The 26,894-nt window shown below is 70.5% G+C and carries 21 protein-coding genes; 8 read left to right on the forward strand and 13 right to left on the reverse strand.

Translation table 11 applies throughout. The features are described from left to right. Positions 1-55: 55 nt before the first annotated feature. The 3 genes from ABZU32_RS29115 to ABZU32_RS29125 form a co-directional block, all read right to left on the reverse strand. A complete protein-coding gene (locus tag ABZU32_RS29115; protein WP_354926963.1) occupies positions 56-673 on the reverse strand; it encodes a lactate utilization protein C in 618 nt (205 codons plus the stop codon). 96 nt (positions 674-769) lie between these two features. Then, complete coding sequence (locus ABZU32_RS29120; protein ID WP_354850524.1) at positions 770-2,191, reverse strand: lactate utilization protein B; 1,422 nt, start codon at positions 2,189-2,191, stop codon at positions 770-772. Positions 2,192-2,336: 145 nt separating this feature from the next. Further along, positions 2,337-3,113, reverse strand: a complete 777-nt coding sequence (locus ABZU32_RS29125; protein WP_354926965.1) for a (Fe-S)-binding protein — start codon at positions 3,111-3,113, stop codon at positions 2,337-2,339. Positions 3,114-3,221: 108 nt separating this feature from the next. Here ABZU32_RS29125 and ABZU32_RS29130 point away from each other — a divergent pair, with 108 nt between their 5' ends. From ABZU32_RS29130 to ABZU32_RS29140, 3 genes are all read left to right on the forward strand, one after another. Continuing rightward, positions 3,222-3,914 (forward strand): FCD domain-containing protein, encoded by a 693-nt coding sequence (locus tag ABZU32_RS29130; protein WP_354926967.1) that lies wholly within the window; start codon positions 3,222-3,224, stop codon positions 3,912-3,914. 140 nt (positions 3,915-4,054) lie between these two features. Beyond that, a complete protein-coding gene (locus ABZU32_RS29135) occupies positions 4,055-4,642 on the forward strand; it encodes a helix-turn-helix domain-containing protein (protein ID WP_354926969.1) in 588 nt (195 codons plus the stop codon). Further along, complete coding sequence (locus ABZU32_RS29140; RefSeq protein WP_354926971.1) at positions 4,626-5,582, forward strand: MBL fold metallo-hydrolase; 957 nt, start codon at positions 4,626-4,628, stop codon at positions 5,580-5,582. The genes ABZU32_RS29135 and ABZU32_RS29140 overlap by 17 nt, the downstream gene beginning before the upstream one ends. A gap of 126 nt (positions 5,583-5,708) precedes the next feature. Here the strand turns inward: ABZU32_RS29140 and ABZU32_RS29145 are convergent, their stop codons facing one another. After that, on the reverse strand, positions 5,709-6,206 hold the full coding sequence (locus ABZU32_RS29145) for a pyridoxamine 5'-phosphate oxidase family protein (protein ID WP_354926973.1): 498 nt from the start codon (positions 6,204-6,206) through the stop codon (positions 5,709-5,711). A gap of 13 nt (positions 6,207-6,219) precedes the next feature. Beyond that, positions 6,220-6,720: a cysteine dioxygenase family protein gene (locus ABZU32_RS29150; RefSeq protein ID WP_354926975.1), complete on the reverse strand. Its 501-nt coding sequence runs from the start codon at positions 6,718-6,720 to the stop codon at positions 6,220-6,222. 105 nt (positions 6,721-6,825) lie between these two features. Between ABZU32_RS29150 and ABZU32_RS29155 the strand changes: the two genes are divergently transcribed. Beyond that, the gene (locus ABZU32_RS29155; protein ID WP_354926977.1) at positions 6,826-7,716 is read left to right on the forward strand and encodes a LysR family transcriptional regulator; all 891 of its coding nucleotides are present in this window, start codon (positions 6,826-6,828) and stop codon (positions 7,714-7,716) included. A 96-nt stretch (positions 7,717-7,812) separates the two neighbouring features. Beyond that, on the forward strand, positions 7,813-8,832 hold the full coding sequence (locus ABZU32_RS29160; protein ID WP_354926979.1) for an LLM class F420-dependent oxidoreductase: 1,020 nt from the start codon (positions 7,813-7,815) through the stop codon (positions 8,830-8,832). A gap of 109 nt (positions 8,833-8,941) precedes the next feature. Here ABZU32_RS29160 and ABZU32_RS29165 read toward each other — a convergent pair whose 3' ends face one another. The 6 genes from ABZU32_RS29165 to ABZU32_RS29190 all read right to left on the reverse strand — a co-directional run bounded on the left by ABZU32_RS29165 (position 8,942) and on the right by ABZU32_RS29190 (position 17,977). After that, positions 8,942-12,475: a ThuA domain-containing protein gene (locus tag ABZU32_RS29165; protein WP_354926981.1), complete on the reverse strand. Its 3,534-nt coding sequence runs from the start codon at positions 12,473-12,475 to the stop codon at positions 8,942-8,944. A gap of 79 nt (positions 12,476-12,554) precedes the next feature. Next, complete coding sequence (locus tag ABZU32_RS29170; RefSeq protein ID WP_354926983.1) at positions 12,555-13,388, reverse strand: sugar phosphate isomerase/epimerase family protein; 834 nt, start codon at positions 13,386-13,388, stop codon at positions 12,555-12,557. After that, a complete protein-coding gene (locus tag ABZU32_RS29175) occupies positions 13,385-14,542 on the reverse strand; it encodes a substrate-binding domain-containing protein (protein WP_354927061.1) in 1,158 nt (385 codons plus the stop codon). The genes ABZU32_RS29170 and ABZU32_RS29175 overlap by 4 nt, the downstream gene beginning before the upstream one ends. 86 nt (positions 14,543-14,628) lie before the next feature. Beyond that, positions 14,629-15,558 (reverse strand): ABC transporter permease, encoded by a 930-nt coding sequence (locus ABZU32_RS29180; protein ID WP_354926985.1) that lies wholly within the window; start codon positions 15,556-15,558, stop codon positions 14,629-14,631. Next, complete coding sequence (locus tag ABZU32_RS29185; protein ID WP_354926987.1) at positions 15,555-16,556, reverse strand: ABC transporter permease; 1,002 nt, start codon at positions 16,554-16,556, stop codon at positions 15,555-15,557. The genes ABZU32_RS29180 and ABZU32_RS29185 overlap by 4 nt, the downstream gene beginning before the upstream one ends. Next, the gene (locus ABZU32_RS29190; protein WP_354927063.1) at positions 16,553-17,977 is read right to left on the reverse strand and encodes a sugar ABC transporter ATP-binding protein; all 1,425 of its coding nucleotides are present in this window, start codon (positions 17,975-17,977) and stop codon (positions 16,553-16,555) included. Before ABZU32_RS29190 ends, ABZU32_RS29185 begins: the two co-directional genes overlap by 4 nt. Positions 17,978-19,784: 1,807 nt before the next feature. Between ABZU32_RS29190 and ABZU32_RS29195 the strand changes: the two genes are divergently transcribed. Then, on the forward strand, positions 19,785-20,702 hold the full coding sequence (locus tag ABZU32_RS29195) for an ATP-dependent carboxylate-amine ligase (RefSeq protein WP_354926989.1): 918 nt from the start codon (positions 19,785-19,787) through the stop codon (positions 20,700-20,702). Positions 20,703-20,754: 52 nt separating this feature from the next. Here the strand turns inward: ABZU32_RS29195 and ABZU32_RS29200 are convergent, their stop codons facing one another. Then, on the reverse strand, positions 20,755-21,888 hold the full coding sequence (locus tag ABZU32_RS29200; RefSeq protein ID WP_354926991.1) for an SGNH/GDSL hydrolase family protein: 1,134 nt from the start codon (positions 21,886-21,888) through the stop codon (positions 20,755-20,757). Positions 21,889-22,015: 127 nt separating this feature from the next. Here ABZU32_RS29200 and ABZU32_RS29205 point away from each other — a divergent pair, with 127 nt between their 5' ends. Next, a complete protein-coding gene (locus ABZU32_RS29205) occupies positions 22,016-23,728 on the forward strand; it encodes a hypothetical protein (protein WP_354926993.1) in 1,713 nt (570 codons plus the stop codon). A 466-nt stretch (positions 23,729-24,194) separates the two neighbouring features. Here ABZU32_RS29205 and ABZU32_RS29210 read toward each other — a convergent pair whose 3' ends face one another. Continuing rightward, positions 24,195-25,790: a hypothetical protein gene (locus ABZU32_RS29210; RefSeq protein ID WP_354926995.1), complete on the reverse strand. Its 1,596-nt coding sequence runs from the start codon at positions 25,788-25,790 to the stop codon at positions 24,195-24,197. Between the two features lie 267 nt (positions 25,791-26,057). Here ABZU32_RS29210 and ABZU32_RS29215 point away from each other — a divergent pair, with 267 nt between their 5' ends. Continuing rightward, positions 26,058-26,639 (forward strand): ATP-binding protein, encoded by a 582-nt coding sequence (locus ABZU32_RS29215; protein ID WP_354926997.1) that lies wholly within the window; start codon positions 26,058-26,060, stop codon positions 26,637-26,639. Positions 26,640-26,894: the final 255 nt, after the last annotated feature.

Consider the following 26,894-nt stretch of genomic DNA (forward strand, 5'->3'; position numbering starts at 1 on the left):
ACAACGAACCCCGGCACGGCGCGCGGCAGCCGTACCGGGGCGGACGAGGTGGACGTCAGAGGACGATGATCACCTCGAGCGTGCGGGGGCCGTGCACCCCCTCGACGCGGTTCAGCTCGATGTCGCTGGTCGCCGACGGGCCGCTGATCCACGTCATCGGCCGCGACGCGTCCAGGCGTGCGACCGCCTCGGGGACGCCGGGCACGATCTGCCCGGCGCGCACGACGCACAGGTGGTAGTCGGGCACCAGGGTGAGGGCTCTGCGTCCCTGGCCGGGGCCCGCGTCCAGGATGATCGTGCCGGTCTCGGCGATGGCGGCCGCGCAGCCGGTGACCACGCCGTCCGCCGCGTCCAGCTCGGCGGCGGACGGCGGCGGGACGTCGCCCAGTCGTTCGACGCCGGCCGGCAACGCGCCCAGCCACTCCTCGGGCAGCCCGCCGGGGACGACCACGCGGCGCGCGCCCCGGCGGGCCAGCGCGTCCGCGACCGTGGCCGCCACCTGGCCGGCGGGGACGGCGTGCACGGTCGCCCGGTAGTCGCGGACCCGTTCGGCGAACAGTTCGACGTCGCCCGGCTCATCCCGGGAAGGACGGTAACCGCGCGTCACCTCCACCGGCGGCGCGCCGGCGACGGCCGAGCGGATGCGCGCCAAGATGGCCTCGCGCGAGCTCATCGGCCCTCCACGCGGACGCGCGCCACGATCATCTCTCCGCACGAGCTCATCGGCCCACCTCGCGGACGCGCACCGAGACCACTTCTCCCTGCGAGCTCATCGGTCCTCCTCCTGCGTGCGCCGCCACCAGTCGCGGAACGACTCGCGCGGCACGGGCGGCACGTCCCGGGTGGCGGTCCAGGCCGCGCCGGGGCCCGGCAGGTGCGTCTTGGGCACCAGCCCGCGAAGGCGGGTGGCCAGCCGTTGGGCGCTCCGCAGCCGCACGGGCTTGTCCAGCACCCAGCCGGCGGCCGCCAGCCCGGCCCGCTCGGCCGGGGCGTGCGGAGCCTTGGCCCGCAGGTGGACCAGCACCTCGGGGATGTCGATGGCCACCGGGCACACGTCGTAGCACGCCCCGCACAGACTGGAGGCGTACGGCAGCGAGGCGTCCAACTCGGAGGTCATGCCGCGAAGCTGCGGGGTGAGGATGGCCCCGATCGGCCCCGGGTAGACCGAGCCGTACGCGTGGCCGCCGACCCGCTCGTACACCGGGCAGACGTTCAGGCAGGCCGAGCAGCGGATGCAGCGCAGTGCCTGGCGCCCGATCTCGTCGGCCAGGACGTCGGTGCGGCCGTTGTCCAGCAGCACCAGATGGAACTCCTGGCCCTCCGCGGCGCCGGTCCACATGGAGGTGTAGGGGTTCATGCGCTCCCCCGTGGAGCTGCGCGGCAGAAGCTGCAGGAACACCTCCAGGTCGCGCCAGGTCGGCAGGACCTTCTCGATGCCCACCACGCTGATCAGGGTCCGCGGCAGGGTCAGGCACATGCGGCCGTTGCCCTCCGACTCCAGCACGACGAGCGTGCCGGTCTCGGCGATCAAGAAGTTGGCGCCCGAGACGCCGACCTTGGTGGACAGGAAGCGCTCGCGCAGGTGCAGGCGGGCGGCGTCGGCGAGCGTGCCGGGCTCGTCCCCCAGGCCTTCGGGGGCGGGACGGCCCCACTCCCCCATGTGCGCGAGGAAGATCTCGCGGATCTCCGAGCGGTTGCGGTGGATGGCCGGCACCAGGATGTGCGAGGGCCAGTCGTCGCCGAGCTGGACGATGAGCTCGGCCAGGTCGGTCTCGTAGGCGGTGATGCCTTCGCGTTCCAGGGCCTCGTTGAGGTCGATCTCCTGCGTCGCCATGGACTTGACCTTCATGACCCGCGTCTCGCCGGTGGCCTTGATCAGGCCGGTGACGATGCGGTCGGCCTCGGCGGCGTCCGACGCCCAGTGGACGTGGCCGCCCGCCTTGACGACGGCCTCCTCGGCCTGGACCAGGTAGCGGTCGAGGTTGCGCAGTACGTCGTCCTTGATGGCGCGCCCGGCCTCGCGCAGTTCGTGCCAGTCGGGCAGCTCCGACACCACCGCGCCGCGCCTGGCCCGGATGGTGTGGGTGGCCTTGCGCAGGTTGAACCGCAGCTGGGAGTCCGCCAGCGCCTTCTCGGCGTTGCGCGGGAAGGAGGGCATCCCGAGAAAGGTGCCCTGCCCGGGGCCGCTCATCGCGTGTCTCCTTCACAGGTGTGGAAGCACGGGGCTCCTTCGCGGGCGGACAGGACCGCTTCGCGAGCGGACGGGGCTCCCTCGCGGACGGACAGAACCGTTTCGCGTGCGGACAGGGCTCCCTCGCGGGCGGACAGGGGCCGCCTCACCGCTCGGCCTCGGTGCTCGCGAGGATCTCCGCCAGGTGCATGACCCGGACGCCGGAGCGCTGGCGGTTCAGCGTGCCGCCGATGTGCATCAGGCAGGAGTTGTCGGCCGCGCAGAGCACCTCGGCGCCGGTGGTCATGACGTTGGCCACCTTGTCGGCGCACATGGCCGAGGAGACGGCGGCGTTCTTGACCGCGAAGGTGCCTCCGAACCCGCAGCACTCCTCGGCCCCCGGCAGCGGGACCAGTTCGAGGCCCCGGACGTTGCGCAGCAGGGCGGCGGGGCGGTCGCCGACGCGCAGGCCGCGCAGCGAGTGGCACGTCGGGTGGTAGGTCACCCGGTGCGGGAAATAGGCGCCGACGTCGGTGACGCCGAGCACGTCCACCAGGAACTCCGACAGGTCGTGCACCTTGGGCGCCGTCTCGGCCACCGCCCGCGCGAACGGCGAGCGCCCCGCGTGGGCGCTCGCGAACGCCGCCGGCCGCGTGGCGCCCATGCCCGCCGCCAGCTTCGGGTACTGCTCGCGCACCATGGCGGCGCACGACCCCGAGGGCGTCACCACGGCGTCGTATCCGGCGAAGACGTCCAGGAAGTGCCGGGCCAGCCGGACGCCCTCGTCCCGGTAGCCGGTGTTGGCGTGCATCTGGCCGCAGCACGTCTGGGCCTCGGGGAACTCCACCTCGCATCCGAGGCGGCGCAGCAGCGTCACGACCGCCTTGCCGGTGTCCGGGAAGAGCGTGTCGTTGACACACGTGATGAACAGTGCGACCCGCATCGCGGCCTTTCCTCAAGACGCTCCGGACCTACCCGGAACGAACGCGCCGGTGGACGCCCCTGGAACCGAGTATGGTCAGACCATACTCCAGGCGAGAGGGACGGTCACGTGGCGGACGGCACGCGACGCACGCGCGCGTTCGAGGAGGTGCTCCTCCAGGTCGAACGGCGCATCGCCGACGACGGCCTCAAGGTGGGAGACCGCCTGCCAGGCGAGCGGCAACTGGCCGAGCAGCTCCAGGTCAGCCGGTCCTCGGTCCGCGAGGCGATTCGCGTCCTCGAGACGCTGGGGGTGGTGTCCTCGCAGGTGGGCCGCGGCCCGGACGCGGGGGCGGTGCTCACCTCCCGGCCCGACAGCGCGCTGACCGACCTGCTGCGCCTGAGCCTCGGCCTGTCCAGCCTCTCGCTGCGCGAGGTCATCGACACCCGCCTGATGATCGAACGCTGGTCCGCCGAACACGCCGCGCGCGCCGCCCCCCTGCCGGAGCCCGCCGAGGCGCTGATGGAGGCGATGCTGGCCATGGAGGCCGCCGCGAGCGCCGAGGACTTCGTGCGACACGACATCGCCTTCCACGTGGCCATCGCCGAGGCGTCGGGCAACCGGCTCATCGCCGCGGTGATGCGCGCGCTGCGCGGGGCGATGCGCAAGTACGCGATCGAAGCGGTCGACCGGCTCGGCGACACGCGCGTGCTGCGCGAGGACCACCGCCGCATCTACGACGCCATCGTCTCCGGCGACACCGCCACCGCGGTCGACGCCGTGACCGCCCACCTGGCCCACGCCTACCCCGAGCTCTTCTAGGACTTCCGCCGGCCGTCCGGCTCCCGAAGCACCGGAGCACCGGAGCACCGGAGCACCGGCATGGAACTACGCAGGACGTGAACACGACAAAAGCCAAAGAAGTGTTTGACATCCGCCGATGCCAAAGTATTGTTTGACATATGCAGATCAGCGATCCGAAGGCGATCAGGGCCCTGGCCCACCCGCTCCGCCTCGACCTGCTCGAACTGCTCGCCACGATCGGCCCGGCCACGGCCGCCCGGTGCGGGCGCGTCCTCGGCTCCTCCCAGGCGAACTGCTCCTTCCACCTGCGCCAGCTCGCCAAATACGGCTTCGTGGAAGACGCCGGCCCAGGGCGCGACCGGCGCGAGCGGCAGTGGCGGGTCCCCGACCGGCGGCCGGCGCTGCGCATCGCGGCCGGCGGCGACGCCGTCGTCACGCGGCAGCTCCAGCGGGTCGTGGTCGAGCGCGAGACGCAGGCGATCCTCGACCACATCGACCGCGGGGGCGGCGACGAGCAGGCATGGGACCACAAGGCGGGCATGGTGACCGCGGTGGCCGTCCTGTCCGCCGACGAGGCCGCCGAACTCAAGGAGAGGTGGAAGGCGCTCCTCGAGCCCTACACGACGAGGACCGCGAGCGGCTCTCACCAGCTCGAACCCGGGCAGCGTCATGTCCGGTACTTCATGGCGGCGACGCCGATGCCAGATTTCGACTCACGGGACGACGATGATGAATCCGACGACTGACGGCCTGATCGACTTCGTGAGCGCCGCCCCTGCCACCGGCTCCCTGGACGTCGCGTGGAGCCACGGCGCGCCCCCTGGAAGGCCCGCCCGCGATCCGCTGATCCAGGTCCACCACTACGACGAGCACACCGTCATCATGCGCCAGAGCAAGTCGGTGAATTACGAGGCCCCGTTCCTCTACCTGCTGTTCGGCAACGACCGGGCCCTGCTGCTCGACACCGGCGCCACCGCCGACCCCGGCCTGTTCCCGCTGCGCGAGACGGTCGACCGGCTCATCGCCGCCTGGCTCGAACACCACCCGCGCGAGGAGTACGAACTGATCGTCGCGCACACCCACGGGCACGGCGACCACGTGGCCGCCGACCCGCAGTTCGCCGGCCGCCCCACGACCACCGTGGTGGCGCGGGAAGTGGAGGCCGTGCGGGCGTTCTTCGGATTCGGCGAGGGCTGGCCCGCCGAGACCGTCGCCTTCGACCTGGGCGGCCGGGTCCTTTCGATCCTGGGCTCGCCGGGCCACCACAAGGCGGCGATCACCGTCTACGATCCCTGGACCGCGATCCTGCTCACGGGCGACACCGTCCTGCCCGGCAGGCTGTACGCCTTCGACTTCCCCGCCTACCTCGCGACGCTCGATCGCCTGGTCGCCTTCGCCGAGACCCACCCCGTGGCCCACGTGCTCGGCTGCCACGTCGAGATGACGAGCCATCCAGGCCGCGACTACCCGCTCGGCGCCGCCTACCAGCCCGACGAGCGCGCCCCCGAGATGACCGTGGCCCACCTGGCGGCCATCCGCGACGCGGCGGCGTCCGTCGCGGGCGAGCGAGGAGTCCACCGGTTCGACGACTTCCTCATCTACAACCAGCCCCGCCGGAGCGACATGCTCAAGCTCATGGCCCGCGGGCTGGCGCACAAGGCCCGCGCCGCGCTCTCGCGGCGGTGAAGCCCCCGCCGTGAGCCGGCCGCTCGCGCCACCACCGCCCCTCGCTGACCCGTCCCCGGCAGGCTCGCCACCACCTCACCAGTCCTTCGTGGGCCGGTCGCCGCGTTCGGGGGCGCGTGTGCGTGTTCAGCTGAGCCGGCGTTCCTTCTGCCGCTGCATGAGCTCCTCGATGGCGGTGGGCAGGGTCGTCTCGAAGTCGATCAGTTTGGCCCAGGTCGGCTTCACCACGACCCGGACCATGCCGAGGTAGAGCGACTTCACGCCTTCCTCCCACTCGGCCCGTTGCTCGGGCGTCATCTCATAGGTGCCGTTCCACTGGAGGTACTCCTCCGGGATGCCGTCGACGGCGTCCAGCTCCGCCCGGCCGCGGATGAGCAGGACCTTCGGCGGGTGCGACTCGGTGTCGATCGTCAGCGCGACCGCAGGGTTGCGGCGCAACGCCGGGAGTTTCCGCGCGTTCGTCGCGGTGCACATGACGATCTCCGCGCCGTTCCAGGTGATCCCGATCGGGATCGACCGGGGCGTCCCGTCGAGCGCGATGAAGGCCAGCCTGGCCAGGTCGCGGGCCAGCAGTTCCTGGCTGAGCGGGCGGTTCAGCACCTCGTCGATGGCGTGCTGGTCCATGGTCGGAGCTCCTCTAGTTGTAGTAGCGGCGGGCGCTGGACCCGACGCGGGTGATGTCGGTGCCGTAGATGTGCAGGCTGATGGCGATCTCGTCGCCGGCGTTGCGGATGCGGTGGATGTCGCCGGGCGGTGCGAAGCCGCTGACCTCGCCGGGCGGGTTGTCCCGCGTGCCGATGGGGTTGAGCGCTTCGTCGAACAGTTCCTCGTGCTCGATGCCGGACAGCACGCCCACGACGCACCAGGTGATGTGGTCGTGGATCCGGGTGGTCTGCCCGGGGCGCCAGACCAGGCCGAGGATGGAGAACGCCCCGTCGGGCTCGGCGTGCAGCAGGTGGCCCGCGACCCGGTCGGGCCGGCCGAGACGCTGATCGGGCGTCAGGACCTCGGGGCCGGGCAGATGCGCCCGAAGCCGATCGGCGACCAGGTCCGCGGTGTCCGTCCAGCCGGTCCGCACGTCGGTCGCCTGGCGCACGGCCGTGACGAGATCGGTGAGCGTCGTGAGTGGGCGTGTCATCGCCGCGTCCTCCTCGCAGAGCGGGTTCGTCCCCCTCAGCGTCCCGCGCGGCTACTCATTCGTCTAATGACAAGGATTGAGCGAACTCATGCGTAATCTTTATGCATGCTGGATATCCTGCGGTTACGGGTGCTCGCGGCGATCGCCGCGCACGGTTCGGTCACCAAGGCCGCCAAGCACCTGAACTACTCCCAGCCCGCCGTCAGCCATCATCTGGCCAGGCTGGAGGCCGAGACCGGCGCCAGGCTCGTCCAGCGGGTCGGCCGGGGCATCCGGCTCACCCCGGAGGGCGAGCATCTGGCCCGCCGCGCCGCCGAGATCGTGGGCCGGGTCGACACCGCCGCCGCGGAACTGTCCGCGATGGTGGGCCTGCGCACCGGCCGGGTCCGGGTCGCCGGCTTCCAGTCGGCGCTCGCCGCGCTGGTGCCGCACGCCGCGGGCATCCTGCGCCGCGAGCACCCCGGCATCGAACTGCGCCTGATCGAGGCCCACCCGCGCGTGGCACTCGATCTGCTGCGAGCCGGGCAGGTCGACGTCGCGGTCGTCTTCCGCTACGACGACGCGACACCGGACGACATCCGCGCCACGCACCTCTTCGACGACCCGATGTACCTGCTCAGCCTCGAACCCGGCCAGACACTGGCGGGCAACCGCGACTCCGCCTGGATCGCGGGCTGCGAGAACTGCCGCCGCGAGTTTCTCCAAGCCTGCGGCAAGGCGGGCTTCGTCCCGCCCATCGCCTACACCAGCGACGACATCATCGTCCAGCAGGCACTGGTCGCCGCGGGCATGGGCGTGACCACCATGCCGGGGCTGGCACTGCGCACCCACCGCGCGCCCGGAATCGAGACCAGCGCACTTCGCGACTTCCGGCGGCACGTCTACCTGGCCACCTACGGCGACCCGCCGGACCCGCCGACGACCACCGCCTTGGTCGGCGCGCTGCACCACGCCGTCCGGCAGGTCCGGCCAGGCGAGCCGGCCCCGCCCACGTAAGGCCCCGCACTCGGCCCACCTCGGCCCCGCGGGCGGCCCTCGACCCTGTGGATAGAACGTGTTCTAATTGCGCCGGACGCACCTTGGAGGATGGGCATGAGCGGTGAGCTGAGGCTGGGGTTGAACCTGGGCTACTGGCAGCGGGACGCCGACGACGCCACCGAGGTCGTCCAGACGGCCGAGCGGCTCGGGTACGACTCGGTGTGGACCGCCGAGGCGTACGGGTCGGACGTGTTCACCCCGCTGGCCTGGTACGGCGCGCGCACCAGCACGATCAAGCTCGGCACGAGCGTGGCGCAGATGTCGGCGCGTGCCCCGGTCACCACGGCCATGACCGCCATGACGCTCGACCACCTCACCGGTGGCCGGCTGCTGCTCGGCATCGGGGCCTCCGGGCCGCAGGTGGTGGAGGGCTGGTACGGCGCCCCGTTCCCCAAGCCGCTCGCCCGCACCCGCGAGTACGTCGACATCATGCGCAAGGTGTGGCGCCGCGAGGAACCGGTCACGAGCGACGGCCCGCACTATCCGCTGCCCCACCCCGGCGGCGCCGGGCTCGGCAAGCCGCTGAAGTCGATCACCCACCCGCTGCGGGCCGAGATCCCGATCTACCTCGGCGCGGAGGGGCCGAAGAACGTCGCGCTGGCCGCGGAGATCACCGACGGCTGGCTGCCGCTGTTCACCTTTCCCGAGAAGATCGAGAGCATGTACGGCCCGTCGCTGGCCGCCGCACGGCCGGGGTTCGACGTCGCCGCGATGGTCTACGTCATGATCACCGATGACGTCCAGGCCGCCCTGGACGGGGTGAAGATGATGCTCACGCTGTACATCGGCGGCATGGGCGCCAAGGCGCGCAACTTCCACGCCGACATCGTCGGCCGCATGGGCTTCGCCGACGCCGCCCACAAGATCCAGGAGCTGTACCTGGCCGGGCGCAAGGACGAGGCCTTCCGCGCCATCCCCGACGAACTGGCCGACGGCATCTCCCTGGTCGGCCCGCCCGGCCGCATCCGCGAGCGTCTCGCGCCGTGGCGCGCGAGCCCGGTGACCACCCTGCTGGCCATGGGCCCCCGCGACGAGCCGACCCTGCGCACCGTCCGCGACCTCGTGCTCGGCTGATCAGGCGGCGGCGCGGCACCGGGGCGGCGAGCACGAGCCGCGCCACCCCGATCCCGCCGAGGGCTTGGGGAAGGCCCCGGCGCCCGCGGGACGGGCGCCGGGGGTCGGGTCAGTTGAGCTGGGTGAACCTCCACTGCTGGTTGGTGCCGCTGTTACAGGTCCACTGGACGAGTTGGACGTCGTTCGCCGTGGAGGCGTTGGGAACGTCCAGGCACTTGCCGCCGTTCGCCGAGATGACCCGGTAAACGTTCGTCCCGACGGATTCCAGGCGCCATCTCTGGTTGGCGGCGCCCGAGCATGCCGACTGCTGGACCAGGGCGCCGTCGGCGGTGGAGGCGCTCGCGACCTGCATGCACTTGCTGCTGTGCACGGCGGCCAGGGTGTAGGTCCCGCTTCCCGCGTCGGTCACCTTCCACTGCTGGTTGGTGCCTCCGCCGGCCGTCCACTGGATGACGGCGGCGCCGTCGGCGGTCGACTGTCCTCTGACGTCGGCGACCTTGCCGCTGTGCCCGGCGGTCAGCGTGTAGTTGCGCCCGCTCTGCGGGCCACCGGTGTTACTGCCGCCCTGGCCGACGCCCTGGCCGTTGAAGGTGATCGAGTCGAGGTCGTAGGCGTTCGCCGTCGGCGCCCGGAACACCAGGTAGTAGTTATGGGTGCCACCGGGGTTGGTGACCGTCGCCGCCGGCAGGGACTGGTAGTTGTTCGAGCCGCCGGTGCTCGGCACCGAACTGGAGGCGACGAGCGTCCCGGTCGGCGAGTCGGCGCGCAGCTCGATCGATCCGCCCGTGTTGGACGCCGCCGAGACGCGGAAGGACACCGAGTCGATACCGGACAGGTTCATCGGCGTGTAGGAGACCCAGTCGCCGCCCGAGATCTCGCCGACGCGCCTGCCGCCCTCGGCTCCGCTCTGGTCGACGACCTGGACGCCCGACGAGCCGGTGAAGAACTCCGCCTGCTTGTGCTTGGGCTGCAGCGTGATCCCGGTGCTGCCCTTCAGGCCGCTCTTGTCGGTGTACTCGGCCAGCAGCACGTAGTAGACGTTGGCGGCCTCGTCGTGCCCGGACGCGGTGGTCGTGATCGTCCCGGAGCAGCCGGTGACCTGGCCGGTGTCGTGGCTGTGCGTGTCGTGTCCGAGCGCGGGGATCACCGTCACCTTCGAGCAGTCGATGGTGCCGTCCTCGGGATCGGTGACGGTCACGTTGTAGTTGACGGTGTCACCGAAGTTGATGAACCCGCCGTCCGGCGGAGCGCTGAAGGCGACCGTGGGACGGGTGTTGCCCACCCCGATGGTCAGGGTGATGGTGCCGGTCTTCCCGCCGGAGTCCTTTACGGTCAGCCTGGCGGTGTAGGTGCCGTTGGAGCTGTAGGTGTGGGACGGGTTCGCGCTGGTGGAGGTCCCGCCGTCTCCGAAGTCCCAGGCGTAGGTGATCGCGTCGCCGTCCGGGTCGGACGAGCCGGCGGAGGAGAACGCGACGGTCAGCGGCGCGCTGCCGGTGTCCGGCGAGGCGCTCGCCTTGGCGACGGGAGAGCGGTTGCCGCCGGCGCCGCCGATGTAGTCGATCCGGTAGATGCCGTCGTCGGTGTTGCTGTGGCCGAAGCCGTTGCCCCAGTCGGCGTAGTACAGGGCGCCGTCCGGGCCGAACTTCATGTCGACCGGCGCGTGCAGGGAGAGCTGCGGGACGAAGGAGTTGATCTTCAACAGGTTGCCGGAGGAGTCCAGCCGCAGTTCCTTGACGAAGTTGCGGCTCCACTCGTAGAAGAACGGCGTCTTGTCGAAGTACTCCGGGAACTTGCGGTCGGAGGAGCTGTTCGGGTCGTAGTGGTAGAACGGGCCGCCCATCGGGGCCGCGCCGCCACAGCAGTTGATCTCGGGGAACTCCGCGGAGGCGTGGTAGTTGTACCAGATGGTGGCGGACTTGGCCGCGGGCAGGTTGGTCAGCCCGGTGTTGTTGGGCGAGTTGTTCACCGGCGCCGAGCAGTTGAACTTCGAGCCGGAGGTGTTGGTGGAGAAGTTGAAGTCGTTGAACGGGATGTTGTTGCCGACGCAGTAGGGCCAGCCGTAGTTGCCCGGCTCCTTGATCAGGTTCCACTCGACGGTGCCCTCGGGACCCCGGTTGGAGTTCGCCGACCCCGCGTCGGGACCGTAGTCGGCCGCCGAGATCCAGCCGGTGTCCTTGTCGACCGAGAAGCGGAACGCGTTGCGGAAGCCCATCGCGTAGATCTCGGGGCGCGTCTTGGCGGTCCCGGGCGCGAAGAGGTTGCCGCTCGGGACGGTGTAGGTGCCGTCGGACTCGGGGTGGATGCGCAGGATCTTGCCGCGCAGGTCGTTGGTGTTGGCCGCGGACCGCTGGGCGTCGTAGTGCTCGCGCCCGGACCGCTCGTCGATCGGGGCGTACCCGCTGGAGCCGTTGGGGTTGGTGTCGTCCCCGGGGGCGATGTAGAGGTTGCCGTTCGGGCCGAACGCCATGTAGCCGCCGGTGTGGCCGGGCTCGTCGACGTTGCGGTACGCGGGAACCTCGAGGATCTTCTTCTCGCTGGACAGGTCGAGCGTGGTGCCGTTGAGCGTGAACCGGGACACCCGGTTCACCTCGCCGCCGTTGCTGGGCGAGTAGTTGAGGTAGATCCAGCGGTTGGTGGCGAAGTTCGGGTCGAGCGCCAGGCCGATGCCGCCGTCCTCGCCGCCGTCGTACACCGACAGGGTGCCGATCGTGCGGGGGGATCCGCCGGGGGCGATCATGTTGACCTTGCCCGACCGGGAGATGTAGTAGAGCGTGCCGTCGGCGGCCACTTCCAGCTCCATGGGCTGGTCGGGCGCGCCGTCCAGGGTGACCTTCTGGAACCGGGTCGAGACCGTGCCGCCGCAGTCGCCGGGTTCGTAGCCCGCCGCCCACTTGACCCCGCCGAGCAGGTGCTGCTTGAACAACGTCTCGGAGTAGGAGGAGGCGTTGTGGCCCATCGCGGTGGCCCACACCCGGCCGCCCTCAGGGTTGTGACACCAGGAGATGGGGTGGTCGGCGCCCATCTTGTTCGCACCGGCGTCGTAGGTCGTCTCGTCGGCCGTGACCAGCACGTGGACGCTGCCGCGCATGTTCTTGTCGAAGTTGTACCACTCTTCGGTGCGCGTCCACCGGTCCGGCAGCCCCACGGTCGACGGGTGCACCTTGTCGGCGACCTTGGCCGTGCCCTGCACGATGGAGGAGTGCTGGGTCATGTGGGCGCCGCCCAGCACGACCTGGTCCCACCAGGGGAACTGCGACTCGATGTTCTGGTCGACGGCGTTGTGGATCGCGACGATGCCGTGGCCACTGCGCACGTACGCCTGCGCGGCCGCGCGCTGCGAATCGTTGTCCCAGACCATGCCGGAGGTCTGGAGCATGATCACCGCGTCGTAGTTGTTCAGGTTGGTCGTGTTGAAGACGCTGGAGTCTTCGCTGCGGTCGAGCTGGAAGTTGTTGGCGGCGGCGAGTTGCTGGAACATCGTGATGCCGGCGCTGATGGAGTCGTGCCGGTAGGCGCCGGACGCCGTCTTGCTGAACAGCAGCACCTTGTACAAGGGCGCTGCCGCGTTGGCCGCCGGCACCGCGCCGAACGGCAGCATCAGCAGCACGGCGGTCAGGATGAGGAGCAGGCGTGGTCTTCGCATTCGGGTTCTCCAGGGGACGGACGACGCCGGCTCTTCACCGGCGCCGCGGAGGGGGAGCGGGATTTCGATGTCGGGGGGGTCACCTCCAGAGGGTGCGCAGGAAGGACAGTCCCTCGGTGGCGAGGGCGTCCTGAGACGGGGCGAGCGGGCGCCAGATGGACGCGGCGGTGGCGATGGTCGTGTTGTCGGCGGTGAAGGACTCGATCACCAGCGGACCGGCGTAGCCCGCGTCGCGAACGGCGGCGGCGAAACCGGGCCAGTCGAAGTGGTCGGCGCCCGGGGCGCCGCGGTCGGTCCCGCACACCTGGATGTGCGCGATCCGGTCGCCGGCCAGCCGTACCGCCCGCGCCGGGTCCTTCTCCTCGATGTTCATGTGGTAGGTGTCCAGGGCGAGGCCGCAGTCGTCCGGGAGGGCTTCGAGGGCCTGCTCGACGGTGTTCAGCAGGCTGGTCTCGTACCGGTTGAGCGGTTCGACGCCGATCCGGACCCCGCACTCGCCCGCGTGGGCGAGCACGGGCTTGAGGTTCTCCCCGAGCTCGGCGTAGACGGCGCGGCGCTCGTCCGGGCTCATCGGCCAGACCCGGCCGACCGAGGCGTAGGCGGGCCCGCTCACCGCGGGCGCGCCCACGGCCACCGCGACGTCCACGCAGTGCCGCAGATAGTCCTGGGTCTCCCCGATGGTCCAGCTCGGCGCACTGACCAGTTCGCGCCCTATGGGCATCGTGAGCACGACCGACGCGCCCAGCCCGAGCTCGGCCAGCAGGTCCGCCGCCCTGCTGGGGTCCCATTCGCCCGGCCGCTCGACCGGCAGCTCGATGACGTCGAACCCCCACTCCGCGATGCGCGGCGCCAGGGCGGCCAAGGAGTCGTCGGTGAGCGGCGAGACCCACACCCAGGTGTTGACGCCGATCAAGGCTTGCCACCCCACTTCTCGGGGTAGCCGGGCAGGTCCTCGCAGCCGCACAGCGCGTAGTGCAGCGGCGGCATGCCGGGCTTGAGGTAGGTGGCGAGGTTCTCCTGGGTGACCGTCGGCTGGGGCAGATTCCACACCTTCGGCACCTGCTCGCCCTTGAGGATCTTGAGCGCGGCGATCACCGGGGTCCGCCACTGGTAGGTCGGGTAGGTCGGGGCGATCGCGGTCAGCTTCGCGTCGCTCCACTTCTGCAGGAAGTCCTCCTGGTCCTCGCCGTTGATCGGCGGCACGGGCTGCCCCGCGTCCTCGAAGGCCTCGACCGCCGCGACGGCGGTGGCGCCCGCGTCCATCCAGACGCCGTCGATCTTGCCGTGCCGCTGGATGTAGTCGCCGACGATGCTCTTGGTCTTGGCGGCGTCGCCGTCGGTGAACTCCACCCCGACGACGTCGAGGTCGCTCTTGTCGAAGGCGATCTTCGCCGCCGACCAGCGGGTCTCCAGGACGTCCACGCCGGGAAGGATGCGCAGGGCGAGGATCTTCCCGCCGGCGGGCACCTTGCCGACGAGGAACTCGGCGGCCTCGGCGCCGAAGGCGTAGCCGCCGATCGGCTTGATGAAGGTGACCGGGCAGTCGGTCTGCACTCCCCGGTCGAACACGATCACGGGCAGCTTCGGACACGCCCCGGCGACCGCGGGGGTCAGCGTCGCGGTGGTGTTCGGCGAGATGATCAGCGCGTCGCAGCCTTTGCCCTGCAGCTCGGCGATGTCGGAGATCTGTTTGTCGTCCTTGCCCTCGGCGTCGAGCATGGTGAACTTCTTGATCTCCTTGTGCAGGCCGACCTCCGCCTGCATGGTCTTCAACCCGACCTGCCGCCAGGGGTTGTTCACCGCGGCGTTGGAGAAGCACAGGTGATAGGGCCCGTCCTTCTTGTGTTCGGCGGTGTCGACGAGCTTGGAGTCGATGCTCTGCTCCCACGGTTTGCCGTCCGGGCCGGTCGGCTGCGCCGACCGCATCGCCATCTGGGCGTCGTAGTCGCCCTGCACGAAGAACTTCGACTGCTCTCCGGTGTTCGAGCCGGACGATGGCGCCGCCGAGGCCGCGGCCGTCGTCGGCGCGGCGGAGGTGGCGGGCCTGTCGGTGGTGCACGCGGTCATCGACGCCACCAGTCCGGCCAGCGCCACGCCGGCGAGCGTTCGCCGCGAGGAATATCGCAAGGTCGTTCCTTTCGATCGGTATCGGGTCAGGTCGCCGCGGCTCTTCTGCGCGGGAGGCTCACGGCTCCCAGCGCCACCGCGGCGATGATGATGACCCCCTGCACGGCCGGCTCCAGTGCCCCCGAGATGCCGTACAGATTGAGCAGGGTGAACAGCGCCTCCAGGGTGAAGGCGCCCGCCATCGCGGCGACCACGGAGCCGCGGCCGCCACCGAGGGCCACGCCGCCGAGCACCACCGCGGTGATGGCCTGGAATTCGAGACCGGCGCCGACCTGCGCGGAGACGCCGGCGAAGCCGCCGAGCAGGATCGCCGCGACCGCCGCGGAGAGCCCGGAGATCATGAACGCCACCGTCCGGACCCGCGCGACCCGGACACCGGACAGGGCCGCGGCCCGGTCGTTGTCGCCGGCCGCGACCAGCGTGCGGCCGAAGTCGGCGCGCATGGCCAGCATCGCCATGGCCCCGGCCACCACGAGGATCAGCACCGACCAGGGCACCGGGCCGAGGCTCCCGCGGCCGAGTTCGCGGAACTGCGAGGACAGGGCGCCGCGGGGCGCGCCGCCCGTCCACAGGAAGACGGCCCCGGACAGGATCAGCAGCATGCCGAGGGTGGCGATGAACGACGGCACCCGCAGCATCGTGGTGACGACCCCGTTGACCAGCCCGGCCAGCAGCCCCAGGCCGATCAGCAGGGCCAGCACGGGCCAGGTCGCCTCCGCCGAGCCGTCGATGAGCCGGGCGGCGATCACCACCTCGGCGGTGACCAGCGAGCCGACCGACAGGTCGTACTCGCCGGACACGATCACGAAGTACTGCCCGGCCGCGAGGATCACCAGCGGCGCGGCGCGCTTGACGAAGGCGAGGAAGGCGGGCGGCTCCAGGAAGTACGGGTTGATGACCGCGATGGCCACCAGCAGCCCGGCCAGCACGACGAAGATCGGCAGCGCTCGCCTCATGCCGTACGCCTCCCGCGCGCGTAGATCGCCAGGGCGGCCACCAGGACCACGCCGCGCACGACGTCCTTGGCGAAGGAGTTGATCTCCAGCTGGTTGAAGACGCTGTCGAGGACGGCGAGGAGCAGGACTCCGCCGACGGTGCCGGCGACCCCGCCGCGGCCACCGGCCAGCGCCGTCCCGCCGAGCACGACCGCGGCGATCGACTCCAGGTCGTAACCGCCGTCGGTGCCCACCGTCGGAGCGCCGGCCCCGAGCCGGGAGGCGAGCAGCAGCCCGGCGATCCCGGCGCAGAGCGAGCACAGCACGTGGGCGACGACCACGACCCGCCCGGTCCGCACGCCCGACAGCCGCGCGACCTCGGCGTCCCCGCCGACGGCGTAGATCCGGTGGCCCAGGCGCGTCCTGCTCAGCAGGAACCACGCCGACACCGCCACGGCGGCCCACAGCAGCGCCGACACCGGCAGCGGGCCGATGCGGTCGTACCCGAGATGCTGGAAGGAGGGCGGCACGCTCCCGGCCGGCCCGTCGTACCGCCAGTCCAGCACTCCTCTGATGATCAGCGCGACCCCGAGTGTGGCGATGAAGGGGTGCACCTTGAGCCGGGTGACCACCAGTCCGTTCACCAGCCCGACCGTCGCGCTCACCGCGAGCGCCGCGGCGACCGCGGGCACCACCCCGGCGTCCCCGCCTGCCATGATCTCGGCCGCCACCAGGGAGGTCAGGCTGATCAGGTAGGCCACCGACAGGTCCAGGCTTCCGGTCAGGATCGCCACGGTCTGCCCCACGGCGACGATTCCCAGCGCCGCCGACCGCTGCTGGATCCCGACGACGTTCTCAAGGCCCAGGAACCCGCCGCCGTCCAGTTCGAACAGCACCCAGCCCAGCGCGATGAGCAGGACCAGGGCCAGGTACACCGCGCGCGCGGGCCGATCGGCCGACATCCACCCGAGATGGGCCACGCGAGCGGGGACCCGCCGCGGTTTGACGTGCTCGGTCATGACGCGGCCGCCAGGCGCATGACGTCCTCCTCGGACGGGCCGGCCGGCAGCACACCGGTGACGCGGCCTTCGCGGAGCACCACGATGCGGTCGCTCATGCCGATGAGCTCGGGAAGCTCAGAGGAGATCATGAGGATCGCCATGCCACCGCGTGCCAGTTCGCGCATCAGGTCGTGGATGGCGGCCTTGGCTCCGACGTCGACGCCGCGGGTGGGTTCGTCGAACAGCAAGACGCGCGGCGCGACCGCCATCCACTTGGCCAGCACGACCTTCTGCTGGTTGCCTCCGGACAGCAACCGGACCTCCTGCGCGGGCCGGGGTGGTCTGAGCCCCACGCGCTCCAGCAACCGGTCCACTCCCTCCAGGCGCCGCCCGGTGGCCCGGGCGACCAGCAGGGCGTTGTCGCGCACCTGCTGGTCCAGGAGCAGCCCCTCGGCCTTGCGGTCCTCGGTGACCAGCCCGATTCCGGCCACGATGCCCTCGCGGGGCGTCCGGGGACGGCATGGGGTCATCTCGCCGGTGGTGAAGGGCTCGGCGCCGAACAGCGCCTTGGCCAGTTCGGTGCGGCCCGAGCCCTGCAGTCCGCCCAGCCCGACGATCTCGCCCGCCCGAAGGTCGAGGTCGATGCCGCGCAGTTTGGCGTTGCCGCCGCCGCGCACGCGCAGCACCACCTCCCCGGGCGGCTGCGCGGCCCGGGGCGGGAAATAGGAGTCCAGCTCCCGTCCGACCATCAGACCGACCAGCGCGGCGGGGGTCAGCGTGGACGCGGCGGCGGTGGTGACCCGGACGCCGTCCTTGAGCACCGTGATGCGGTCCGCGAGCTCGAAGATCTCGCGGAGCCGGTGCGAGATGTACAGGACCGCGATTCCGCGCCCGGTGAGCCGTCGCACCAGGGTGTAGAGCAACTCGACCTCGTGGTCGGCCAGGGCGGCGGTCGGCTCGTCCATCACCACGATGCGCGCGTTCAGCGACAGCGCCTTGGCGATCTCGACGACCTGCTGCTGCGCGACCGACAGCCGCCGGACGAGATCGCGCGGGCCGAACGACTCCTCACCGAGCGAGCGCAGCAGCTCACCGGTCGCCGACTCCATCGCGGCCCGGTCGACCAGCCCCCACCGGCCCGGTTCCCGGCCGAGGAACACGTTCTCGGCGACCGTCCGCTCCGGCAGCAGAGTGAACTCCTGATGGATGATCGCCACCCCGGACCGCTGCGCCTCGACCGGATGCCCGAACACCACGCGCCGGCCGTCGATCTCGATCGTCCCCTCGTCCGGGGTGTGCACCCCTGCGAGGATCTTCATGAGCGTGGACTTGCCGGCGCCGTTCTCCCCCACTACGGCGTGCACCTGTCCGGCGGCCGCTTCCAGGTCCACGTCCCGCAGGACCCGGACGCCCAGGAAGCTCTTGCCGATGCCGGTCATCTTCAGCACGCGACCCGCCCCGCGGGGCATGCGCCGACGCCGGCCGGGGCGGGAACGGCGGGCGGTGTCACGGCGGTGAGCCCGTCCATGACGAGTCTGCGTACCGCGTGTGGCGCGGCTTCGCGCATGGGCGCTCCTAACGAGGATGCGGGGGCGGGCGGATGACCAGGGCGGCGGCCGTGGTGGTGGCGGTCGGCCGGCGCCATCGCGGCGAAGGTCACTCGTCGCGGCGTGGAGGTCCTCCGGGCGGATCTTGTGCGGATGCGGGTATGGGTATGGGCCGCGGGTGCGGATGTGGGGTGTGGGTCGCGGGTGCGGGTGTGGCGTGGCCGACGTCCGGCGCGGTCCGCCGGACGATCCGGCAGGCGTCGCGCCGGAGCCCGCACGCACGGGTCGGGAGCCGCCGGTCCCGGCGGGCTCCACCTCTGGTGGTGCGGGGGCCCTACCTGGCTGCCACGCGGCCGGACGGGCGCACCCCTCCACCGGCTGCGATGAAGGCGGCGGACAGGGCACTCTGCGTCCGGCCCCGCAGGGTGGCCGGGGTCAGGTGTCCCGCGACCACCGTGCGCGACCGGGTGTCGCCGGTGCGTCCCTCCGGGGGTCGCCTCGTCCGCGAAGCTTGTTCCGATCGGTCACGTGCTTCTCCAGGTTGACATGGCCTCGCGAGGCATGACATGGGATGTCTCCGAAGCAGGCAATGGAAGTCGACGTGGCCGACCACGCTGTGAAGGAGCCATGAGGCGCCTCCACACCCGCCGAGATGTGGCCCAGCCGTACAAGTCCTCGAAGGTGTGTGACCCGAGGTCTTGGCTACCAATTACGTTCTGATCACCCCGGGCGCGTCAAGACCTTAGGCATGCCTATTTTCCGGGATCGGCGGTCCGGTCTCCGGCGCGGCCGGCGTCATTTCGTTGCTCACCAGCCCGAATGGCCGCGCCGCGCACCCTGGACGCCTGCTGTCTCGATCCCGCTCCGCGCGAAATGATTCATACACAAAAGGTGGGATGTCTCAGGCTCATCCAGGGTGCGGATCGTCCTCGCCACAGCGCCGACTCGCAAGGCGCATGAACGTTTCATTTCTCGTACGCTCCGAGGCGGGCGAGGGTCGCTGACGAGGTGCCGGTTGGCGCCTCAGGCAGGTGGAGGGAACCGACCGGAGGCTTGACAGGTGCCGTGCGGCCATGTGTGCTCTCTGGACCTGGCGCCACATCCAACCGCCGATGGAGAAACGCCGGGCTTTTCCGACAGTAGCCATCATCGACACTATGGCCGCGCCCGTCTTCGGGTACGCGGCGAGGCCGGGTTCGGTCGCGCCCGTACTCGAATCGGTTCGACGGCCACTGCCGAGGGCGCTTCGGGAGCGGGCGCTCGATGCACCCGTTCCCGCGGCGATCCTCCCTTGGGACGTGCCGGCTCCCGTCGGCTTCTCCTGGGCGCGGTGACGCCTCCTCCACCTCGTCAGGGATTCGACGACGAGGGCCTTCACCGGATCGCGCAGGTCTGAGCACCAGAGGGGGAGGGCGGCCAGCCCCGGTACGCCCTCCCCCTCCGGTGCTCGCGGGTACGGTGGCCATTCTCGAAGAGTGCGCCCCACTCCTCTCACCGCACCCGGGCTTGTCACCCGTGAATCACACCTTCAACGGTAGGCGGCCGGGCGGCAGTTTGCAACTATGCCTACTAGCTTTACATGGTTAGTTCGCGCTTCCCCATAAGCCGGCGGACCGGCCGACAAGCATCGGGCAAGTGATCCACGGCATCGTGGGAAGCGTCCTAGGAAGGCCGCGGCGACGGTGTGGAGACAGCAGCCATGAGCGGTACGGTGCTCGTCCTCACCGAGGACGGCGACCCCCAGGCGCGGCACGTCGCTCGCGCCCTCGCCGGACGGGGAGCCGACACGCTGGTCCTGGTGCCGGAATGGTTCCCCGGCTCCGCGCGGCTGTCGGTGACCCTCGACCCGTCGGGATCGGCCCGGCGCACACTGGTCACCGGAGACCGGCGCCTCGACCTCGACCGGCTCACCTCCGTCTGGTTCCGGCGCCCCGGCCCCCCGGCCGGGGCCGGCTCCGGCGAAAGCGCCGTCCAGCAGAACGGGTTCGCCTCGGACGTGTGGGACACCCTGGCCTGCCCCGCCGTCCCGGCGTCCCGGGCGGTGATCCAGCGGGCCCAGCGCAAGCTCTACCAGCTCTCGGTGGCCGGCCGGCTCGGCTTCGAGCTGCCCTCCACGCTGATCAGCACCGACCACGACGAACTGCTCGACTTCTACCTCGCCCACCAGGGGCAGATCGTCACCCGGGTGCTCGACCGGCCGTGGGCCATCCCTGAGCGCAACCCGTCAGAGGACGAGGTCATCACGCTCTCCGACCCGCACGGGACGGGCCCGTTCCCGCTGGTGGCCCAGGCGCACGTGCTGCGCCGGCTGGCCCTGCGGGTGGTCGTCACCGGCGCGCGGCTGTTCGCCGCCGAGATCCACTCGCCCAGGAGCACGCGGCGGCTGCGCCCGCACCGGCTGCCCGAGGACGTGTACCGGCGCTGCCTGCGCCTCATGCGGCACCTCGGGCTGTCGTTCGGGACGATCGACCTGACCCTGACCCCCGAGGGCCGCTACGTCTTCCTGGAGGTCAACCCGGAGGGAGGCTTCCTGCTGATCGAGCAGATCACCGCCATGCCCATCACCGAAGCCCTCTGCGACCTCCTGCTCGCCCCGCCGGCGCCGGAACAGGCATGAATCCCTCTTCATCCTCCGGACCGGCGGGGACCCGCCGATCCGGACGCGAGGGTCAGAGGCGGAGGAAGGCGAGGTCCACGGCGTCGGCCATGGCCTGGGCGCCCGCGTCGTTGGGGTGCAGGTGGTCGCCGCTGTCGAGGTCGGGGCGGATCGCGTCCGGCTGACCGGGGTCGGCCACGGCGTGCGCGTAGTCCACGACCGCGTCGAACACCCCGGAGGTGCGGATCCAGTCGTTGACCGCCCTGCGCACGACCTGGCCCTCCGGGGTGTCCACGCCCGGGTAGATCGTGCCCAGGTACGGTCCCATGGTCCCGCCGATGACGGTCAGGCCCGCGTCGCGGGCCCGCCGGGCCAGCTCGGCGAAACCGGCCGTGAGGTCGTCGGCGGACGGCGGCCGGTCGCCGTTCGCGGAGGCGAGGCCGATGTCGTTCAGCCCGAAGTGCAGCAGGACGTGGGTCGCGCCCGGCACCGACAGGACGTCCCGGTCGAAGCGCGCGAGCCCGTGCAAGCCCACCTCGTCGGTCAGCAGGCGGTTGCCGCCGAGACCCTGGTTCACCACCCAGCCGCGCTCAAGCCGGGCGTTGAGGAGGTTGGGAAAGCGGCGATTGGCGCCGTGGGTGGTGCCGGCCCCCTCGAACCAGGAGTCCCCGAAGGCCACGGCCACGGCGGTCCCCTCGGGGGCCAGGACGTCCACGCCGGTGATGAAGAAGCGGGAGTCGACCTCCTCGGCGGCCGGAAGCGAGGACGCCGACACCGCGTCGCCCTCGGCCACGTAGCCGGTCTCCAGCGGAGAGTGGGAGTAGGTCGCCGGGCCGGTCTCCTCCGGCAGGTACAGGCTCACGGCCAGGTCGGTCCCCGCGCCGACGGCCAGGGGCACGGCGTCGGAGGCGACCTCGGCGCCGGGTGCGAGGGTCACCTCGGCGGCGCCGCCGAACGTGAGCGGCGCGTCGGTGCCGGGAAGGATCTCGTCGCCCGACTTCCGTAAGGCCACCCGGGCGGCGGCCACCACGAGCGGCCGGTCGCCGAAGCGGTTGGTCAGCAGCACGCGAAGCGCCTCTCCCCCGCCGTCGAGATGGAGGATCTGCCGGAGGGTCTGGCCGGCGAAGCCACGGGGCTCCTTGAAGCTGAAGCTTTCACCCGGGCTGAGAACGGCTGAGCGGAACGCGGCGGTCCAAGTCGTCGTCATGGCCGTCCAGAACACCCGCGCATACCACCCTGTTCCCGATATAGGCGGCAAATGACTTCCTCAGCTGATCCTCCCGGCATATCCTCCAGCGATACTCGCCCGGGAAGCGGCTCAGAGGAGGAACACGATGTCACGGCGTTCCGGAGCAGTGAAATGGTCGCTATGCGCACTCGGGCTGACGCTCCTGGCTCAGGGGCAACCCGCGTCGGCAGCCGCCAACGGGCCCGTACGCCCGGCCGGCGGCCCGGCCGCCGCCACCGGCACGACTGCGAACCGGGCGGCCGATTTCACGGTCTTCGCCTTCAGCCAGTCCGACGTGGAGCAGGAAGACCCGCAGGTGTACAAGCTGGTCCCGGACGTCAACATCAGAGCCATCGGGAAATGGTCCACCAACGGTGATGAGCCGGCCGACTATAACTTCGGCCAGATCAGGCGTTACCACGACAAGGGCATCACGTTCATGGGCAGCGGGACGTCCAGCGTCATCTTCCCGCAGGACTTCCCCAGTGCCGAGGTGTTCGACGACATGTCGACGCGTGACGCGAACGGCGATCCGGTCCCCCACGACGAGTTCGGGTTCCCCGAGCCCGCACGCCGGGGCAACCTGTTCAACCCGAAATATCGCCGGTACCTGCTGGACTGGGCCGAGATCCAGGTCGACGGCGGCGTGGACGGGGTCACCTTCGACGAGGTGAACGCCGGGTTCAGCGGTGGGCAGAAGTACGGATTCAATGGCAACGAGGGATTCGACGACTACGCCATCGCCGACTTCACCCGATACCTGCTGAACAAGTACCCCGCTTTCACGGCCGCCGACTGGAAGAGCCGTTTCGGAATGACCGACGGCAACCTCCCGAGGCGCGACGTCCCCGCCGGAGACCTGACGCGCAACTTCGACTACCGCACCTACCTCAAGGCCAACGGCTGGAACGCAGACCCCCTCGCCTCCGCCAATCCGCTGGCCGGCGAGTGGGGGCGAGTGACCGCCAATCGGATGTACGCCGAGGACACCTCGTTCACCGGGACCTACCTGCGGCGCTACTGGAAGCAGATGGTGGACGAGCTGCGCGCCTACGCGCTACGGACGGCGCACCGCCGGATCCTGATCTCCTCCAACGGGCTCCTGCCGTACGTGGACTTCAACAGCGTCGGGATGTATCCCTGGAATCCTGACGAGCAGACGCCCGACTACCGGGGCGCCGACTACGTCCCGGTCGTCGGCGGCCACCTCAACGGCGCCAAGTCGCTGCAGGCCAACTACCGGTACCTGAAGGACCAGAGCCGCCGGATCGCGGGCGACGTCCCGGTGACCGTCTTCATCGACTGGCCGAACGACATGATGACCAACTACCTGAACCTGCCCCTAGCCGAGAAGCAGGACTACTGGAAGATCTTCGGCGCCGAGGCCTACGCCAACGGCATCTTCCCGGCCTTCCACCTGAAGGACACGGTCGGCAGCCCGACCGCGGAACAGTACGGCATGCTGGACTTCTTCCAGACCTACACCCGGTTCTACAAGGTTCACCGGTCGCTCTACCAGCGCAATGACATCGGGGCGCAGGCCGTGAGCGTCGGGACGGCAGGCGTGTCGGCGAGCCTGCTCCAGCAGCGCGGCACCGGGGCGCGGTCCATCCACCTCGTCAACCACAACTACGCCCAGGGAATCGCCCCCCAGAGCGGCTTGACCGTGCAGACGCGCCTCCCCCAGTGCCCGCGCAAGGTCTCCCTGATCTCCCCCGACTTCCCCGGCTCGAAGACCCCCGCCTCCTCCTGCCACCAGGGCCACCTGACCATCACCGTCGACCGCCTCGACTACTACGACATCCTCACCCTGAACTGAGGTCGTCCCTCCTCCTGCACAGCATCGAGGGTCCTGCACCAGAAATCCGGCGGCCAAGTCTTATGCGCTTCCGCCAGGTCGAATGCGAAAGGACCACCGACCAACCTCGCCCAGCAAGGCCATCGACTTAGTGGGCGAACTTCCGGCGCGGCACATCATGCGGCGCATTAGTGCGGTACCCACATAAGTTAACCGGGCGCGACCCTCCACCCTGGCCACATGCTGCACTGATTAGGGCCTGCCCACACACGTTAACCGGACGCGACCCTCCACCCTGGCCACGTGCTGCACTGATTAGAGCCTGCCCACACACGTTAACCGGACGCGACCCTCCACCCTGGCCACATGCTGCACTGATCGGCGCCGGGTCGGCGGGTCGTGGTACGGCGATGCCGGCGCCTGTTACGGCGCCCGAGCCGGTGAACGTTCGTGGAGAGCGCACCATTTGAACGCCCGGGGGCCGGGGTCACGCCAGGTGCGGGCCCTGGGCTGTGGCGAGGATGCCGAGGGAGCGGAGTTCCTCGTCGAGGGTGCGGACGTGTTTGTTCCCCGCCCAGGGCTGGAGGCGGGCGCGAGCCTGTCGTACGGAGTCGGCGAGCCGGGTCGAGCTGTGCCTGACGGTGGTCCGCGCCGCGCCACGAATCTTGTCGACCGCGCCGGGGATCTCCCGTTTCCGGGTGAGCGCCTCGGCGTAGTGGAGCAAGGCATGCCCGCGCGCGAGGCTGAGGGTCGTCGGCGCAGCCAGGGTCTTGAGGACGGAACCGATCGCTTCGTCAGGCCGCCCCCAATGAAGCTGACAGTCGGCGGTGCTAGCCCGCACCTGGCCGATCGTCCACCAGTACAGATAGGCGGGGTCGGCTTCGGTTCTCGGCTGCTCGACCATGCCGCTCGCATAGGCCAGCGCTCGCTCGCTGTCGTTCGTCTCGGCACGGCGAGCCAGCACCCTGGCGAGTTCCATCGCGTGAACTGAGCGCATCAGATTGCTCGGACTATGCCGCGCCCACCCCTGTGCGGCGTAGACGTGGTCGAGCGCCTGTCCTATCTGGCCCCGATAGACGGCAACGTAACTGAGGCAGGTGTGCAGGTAGGCGATCATCGTGCCGTCGCGGATCTCGTGGGCGGCGGTGAGCCCTTCCTGATAGCGCAGACGTGCGCCTTCATGATCCATCAGGTCGTGATGGAGCCAACCGGCGAACTGACTGAGCTCGGCGTAGGCGTAGGTGAGGCGGTCGCGCAGGTCCGGGAGCAAAGTAGTGCGGCTCAGCAGGTCGGTGACGAGGCGGCGTTGGCCGTCGACGATGGGCAGGACGGTCTGCGGGCCGAAGTCGTCGTCCAGGCGGCGGCACCGGGCGGTGAGCTTCTCGATCACCTCGACGGTCGCGGCGTCAACGCGGGCGGAGGAGCGGACGGCGGCGGCCAGACGGTCCTTCTCCGGCGGGGACAGATGGCGGAGCAGGATCACGGCGGGGGCTCCGCCGAGCGCCAGGGCCAGCTCGAACAGCAGATCGCGGCGCTTCACATCGGCCTCCTCGGCTCCGAGGGCACGCAGCAGCGAGGCGCAGTCCTGCGGCGTGGGGACAGGAACCGTGTCGCGTGCCGCTTCCAGACTCATGGTGACATGACCGGGAATCGGGCTCGGGACGCGAGAAGGCCGCTGTGCCGGGAGGTGCCGGTGGTCCGTCCGGTCGATGAGCTGCCGGTCGCGGACGCTGTAGGAGGCGTACACCTCATCGGTGATCAGGTGGCGGGCGGCGGTGCGGTAGACCTGCGCGAACAGCGCCACCGTGCGCGCGGTCGGCCGCTTGCCGCGCCTCGGCCAGTGCTCGAAGTCGTACAGCCGTGACTCCCGCAGCGCGGCGGTGCCGGCCGGGTCGAGATCGTTGTACAGCGCCACGGCCTCGGCGGCGGTACGCCCATACGCGTACCGGTACAACCGCAGCGGGCTCACCTCGTGGTACACCGAGAACAGCTCGGCGATCTGCTCGAAGCCGTAGCCCTTGGCCCGCAGCGCCTCACTGCGCCGCCGGCATTCGAGCAAGGTGTGGACCGCTTCGCCTGACATCACGCAACGCCTCCCCGGATACGACGCGGTAGAGGAAATCTTACACACACCGTGCCCATACGATTACCTTGAGCGACGAAGATTGTGATGCTCGCCGTCTCCCGCGAGAGGCGGTGATGCGGGCGGTCATTCTCGTCCGGGCAGTTCACCGGCCCGTCGCAGGAGAGTGGTGCGGCCGGGCGAGGCGGGGATCAGCGAGCCGTGTCACACCGGCCATGGTTCTGGCTTGTGCACCCGCCCTTCGATTCCCGTGACGAGGAGGCCCGCGTGGCCGCCGATCCGGTCACGCTCCCCGACCTGCTCGCCGACGGCCGTCCGTCTGCGATCGCACTCCCCGAACCGCACGCGGACGGCCATCCGTCACGGTCGCAACCGATCACCGAGGCCGTACGGCTCGGCCCCGAGGTCCTCATCTGGCGCCGGGCCTTCTCCGCCCGACCGGATCAGGCGGCCGAGGCAAGAAGGTTCGTCCGCTTCCTGCTCGGCAGCACCGTCTTCGCCGACGACGCCGAGTTGATCGTCGGCGAGCTGGCGGGCAACGCGATCCGCCACACCCGCAGCGGGCCGCCCAACGGCCACTTCACCGTGGAGATCACGCTCACCTCCGCCCGCCACGAGGCTCTCACCGCTCCGGCGTCGGCGGTCAGCGTCCTGGTCACCGTCTACGACCTCGGCGGTGGCGGCGTCCCCAGGTTCGACGACGGCGGGCGCCACGACTCCTACGAGGAGAACGGACGCGGCCTGGCGATCGTGACCGCGCTCGCCGCCCGGGTCGGCTACCAGGGCACCCCGGCAGGCGGCCACCGAGTATGGGCCTACCTCACCACCCCGGACCCACGACCGGGTTAGTCGTCCCTGTTGCCTTGCCGCTGATGATGGGTTCGTCCGCTGCGCCCTTCCCTCTGTTCGAAACGCCTGACTCACCCCGCTACCGGCGACGAGGGCGTGCAGAGATTGACAACAACCGTGCCAGAAACGCCAACGCCTTGCCGACGAGTCCCTGACACGCTTGGGAAATCGAGATACGGCATGCGGGTGGTCTCATCCGAGAATCGCCTCGAAAGCGGCGCCTCACTCGCGAGCCGATGCATCGGCGAAGAAGGA

It is taken from the genome of Sphaerisporangium sp. NPDC005288, from assembly GCF_040607475.1.
GTDB lineage: Bacteria > Actinomycetota > Actinomycetes > Streptosporangiales > Streptosporangiaceae > Sphaerisporangium > Sphaerisporangium rhizosphaerae.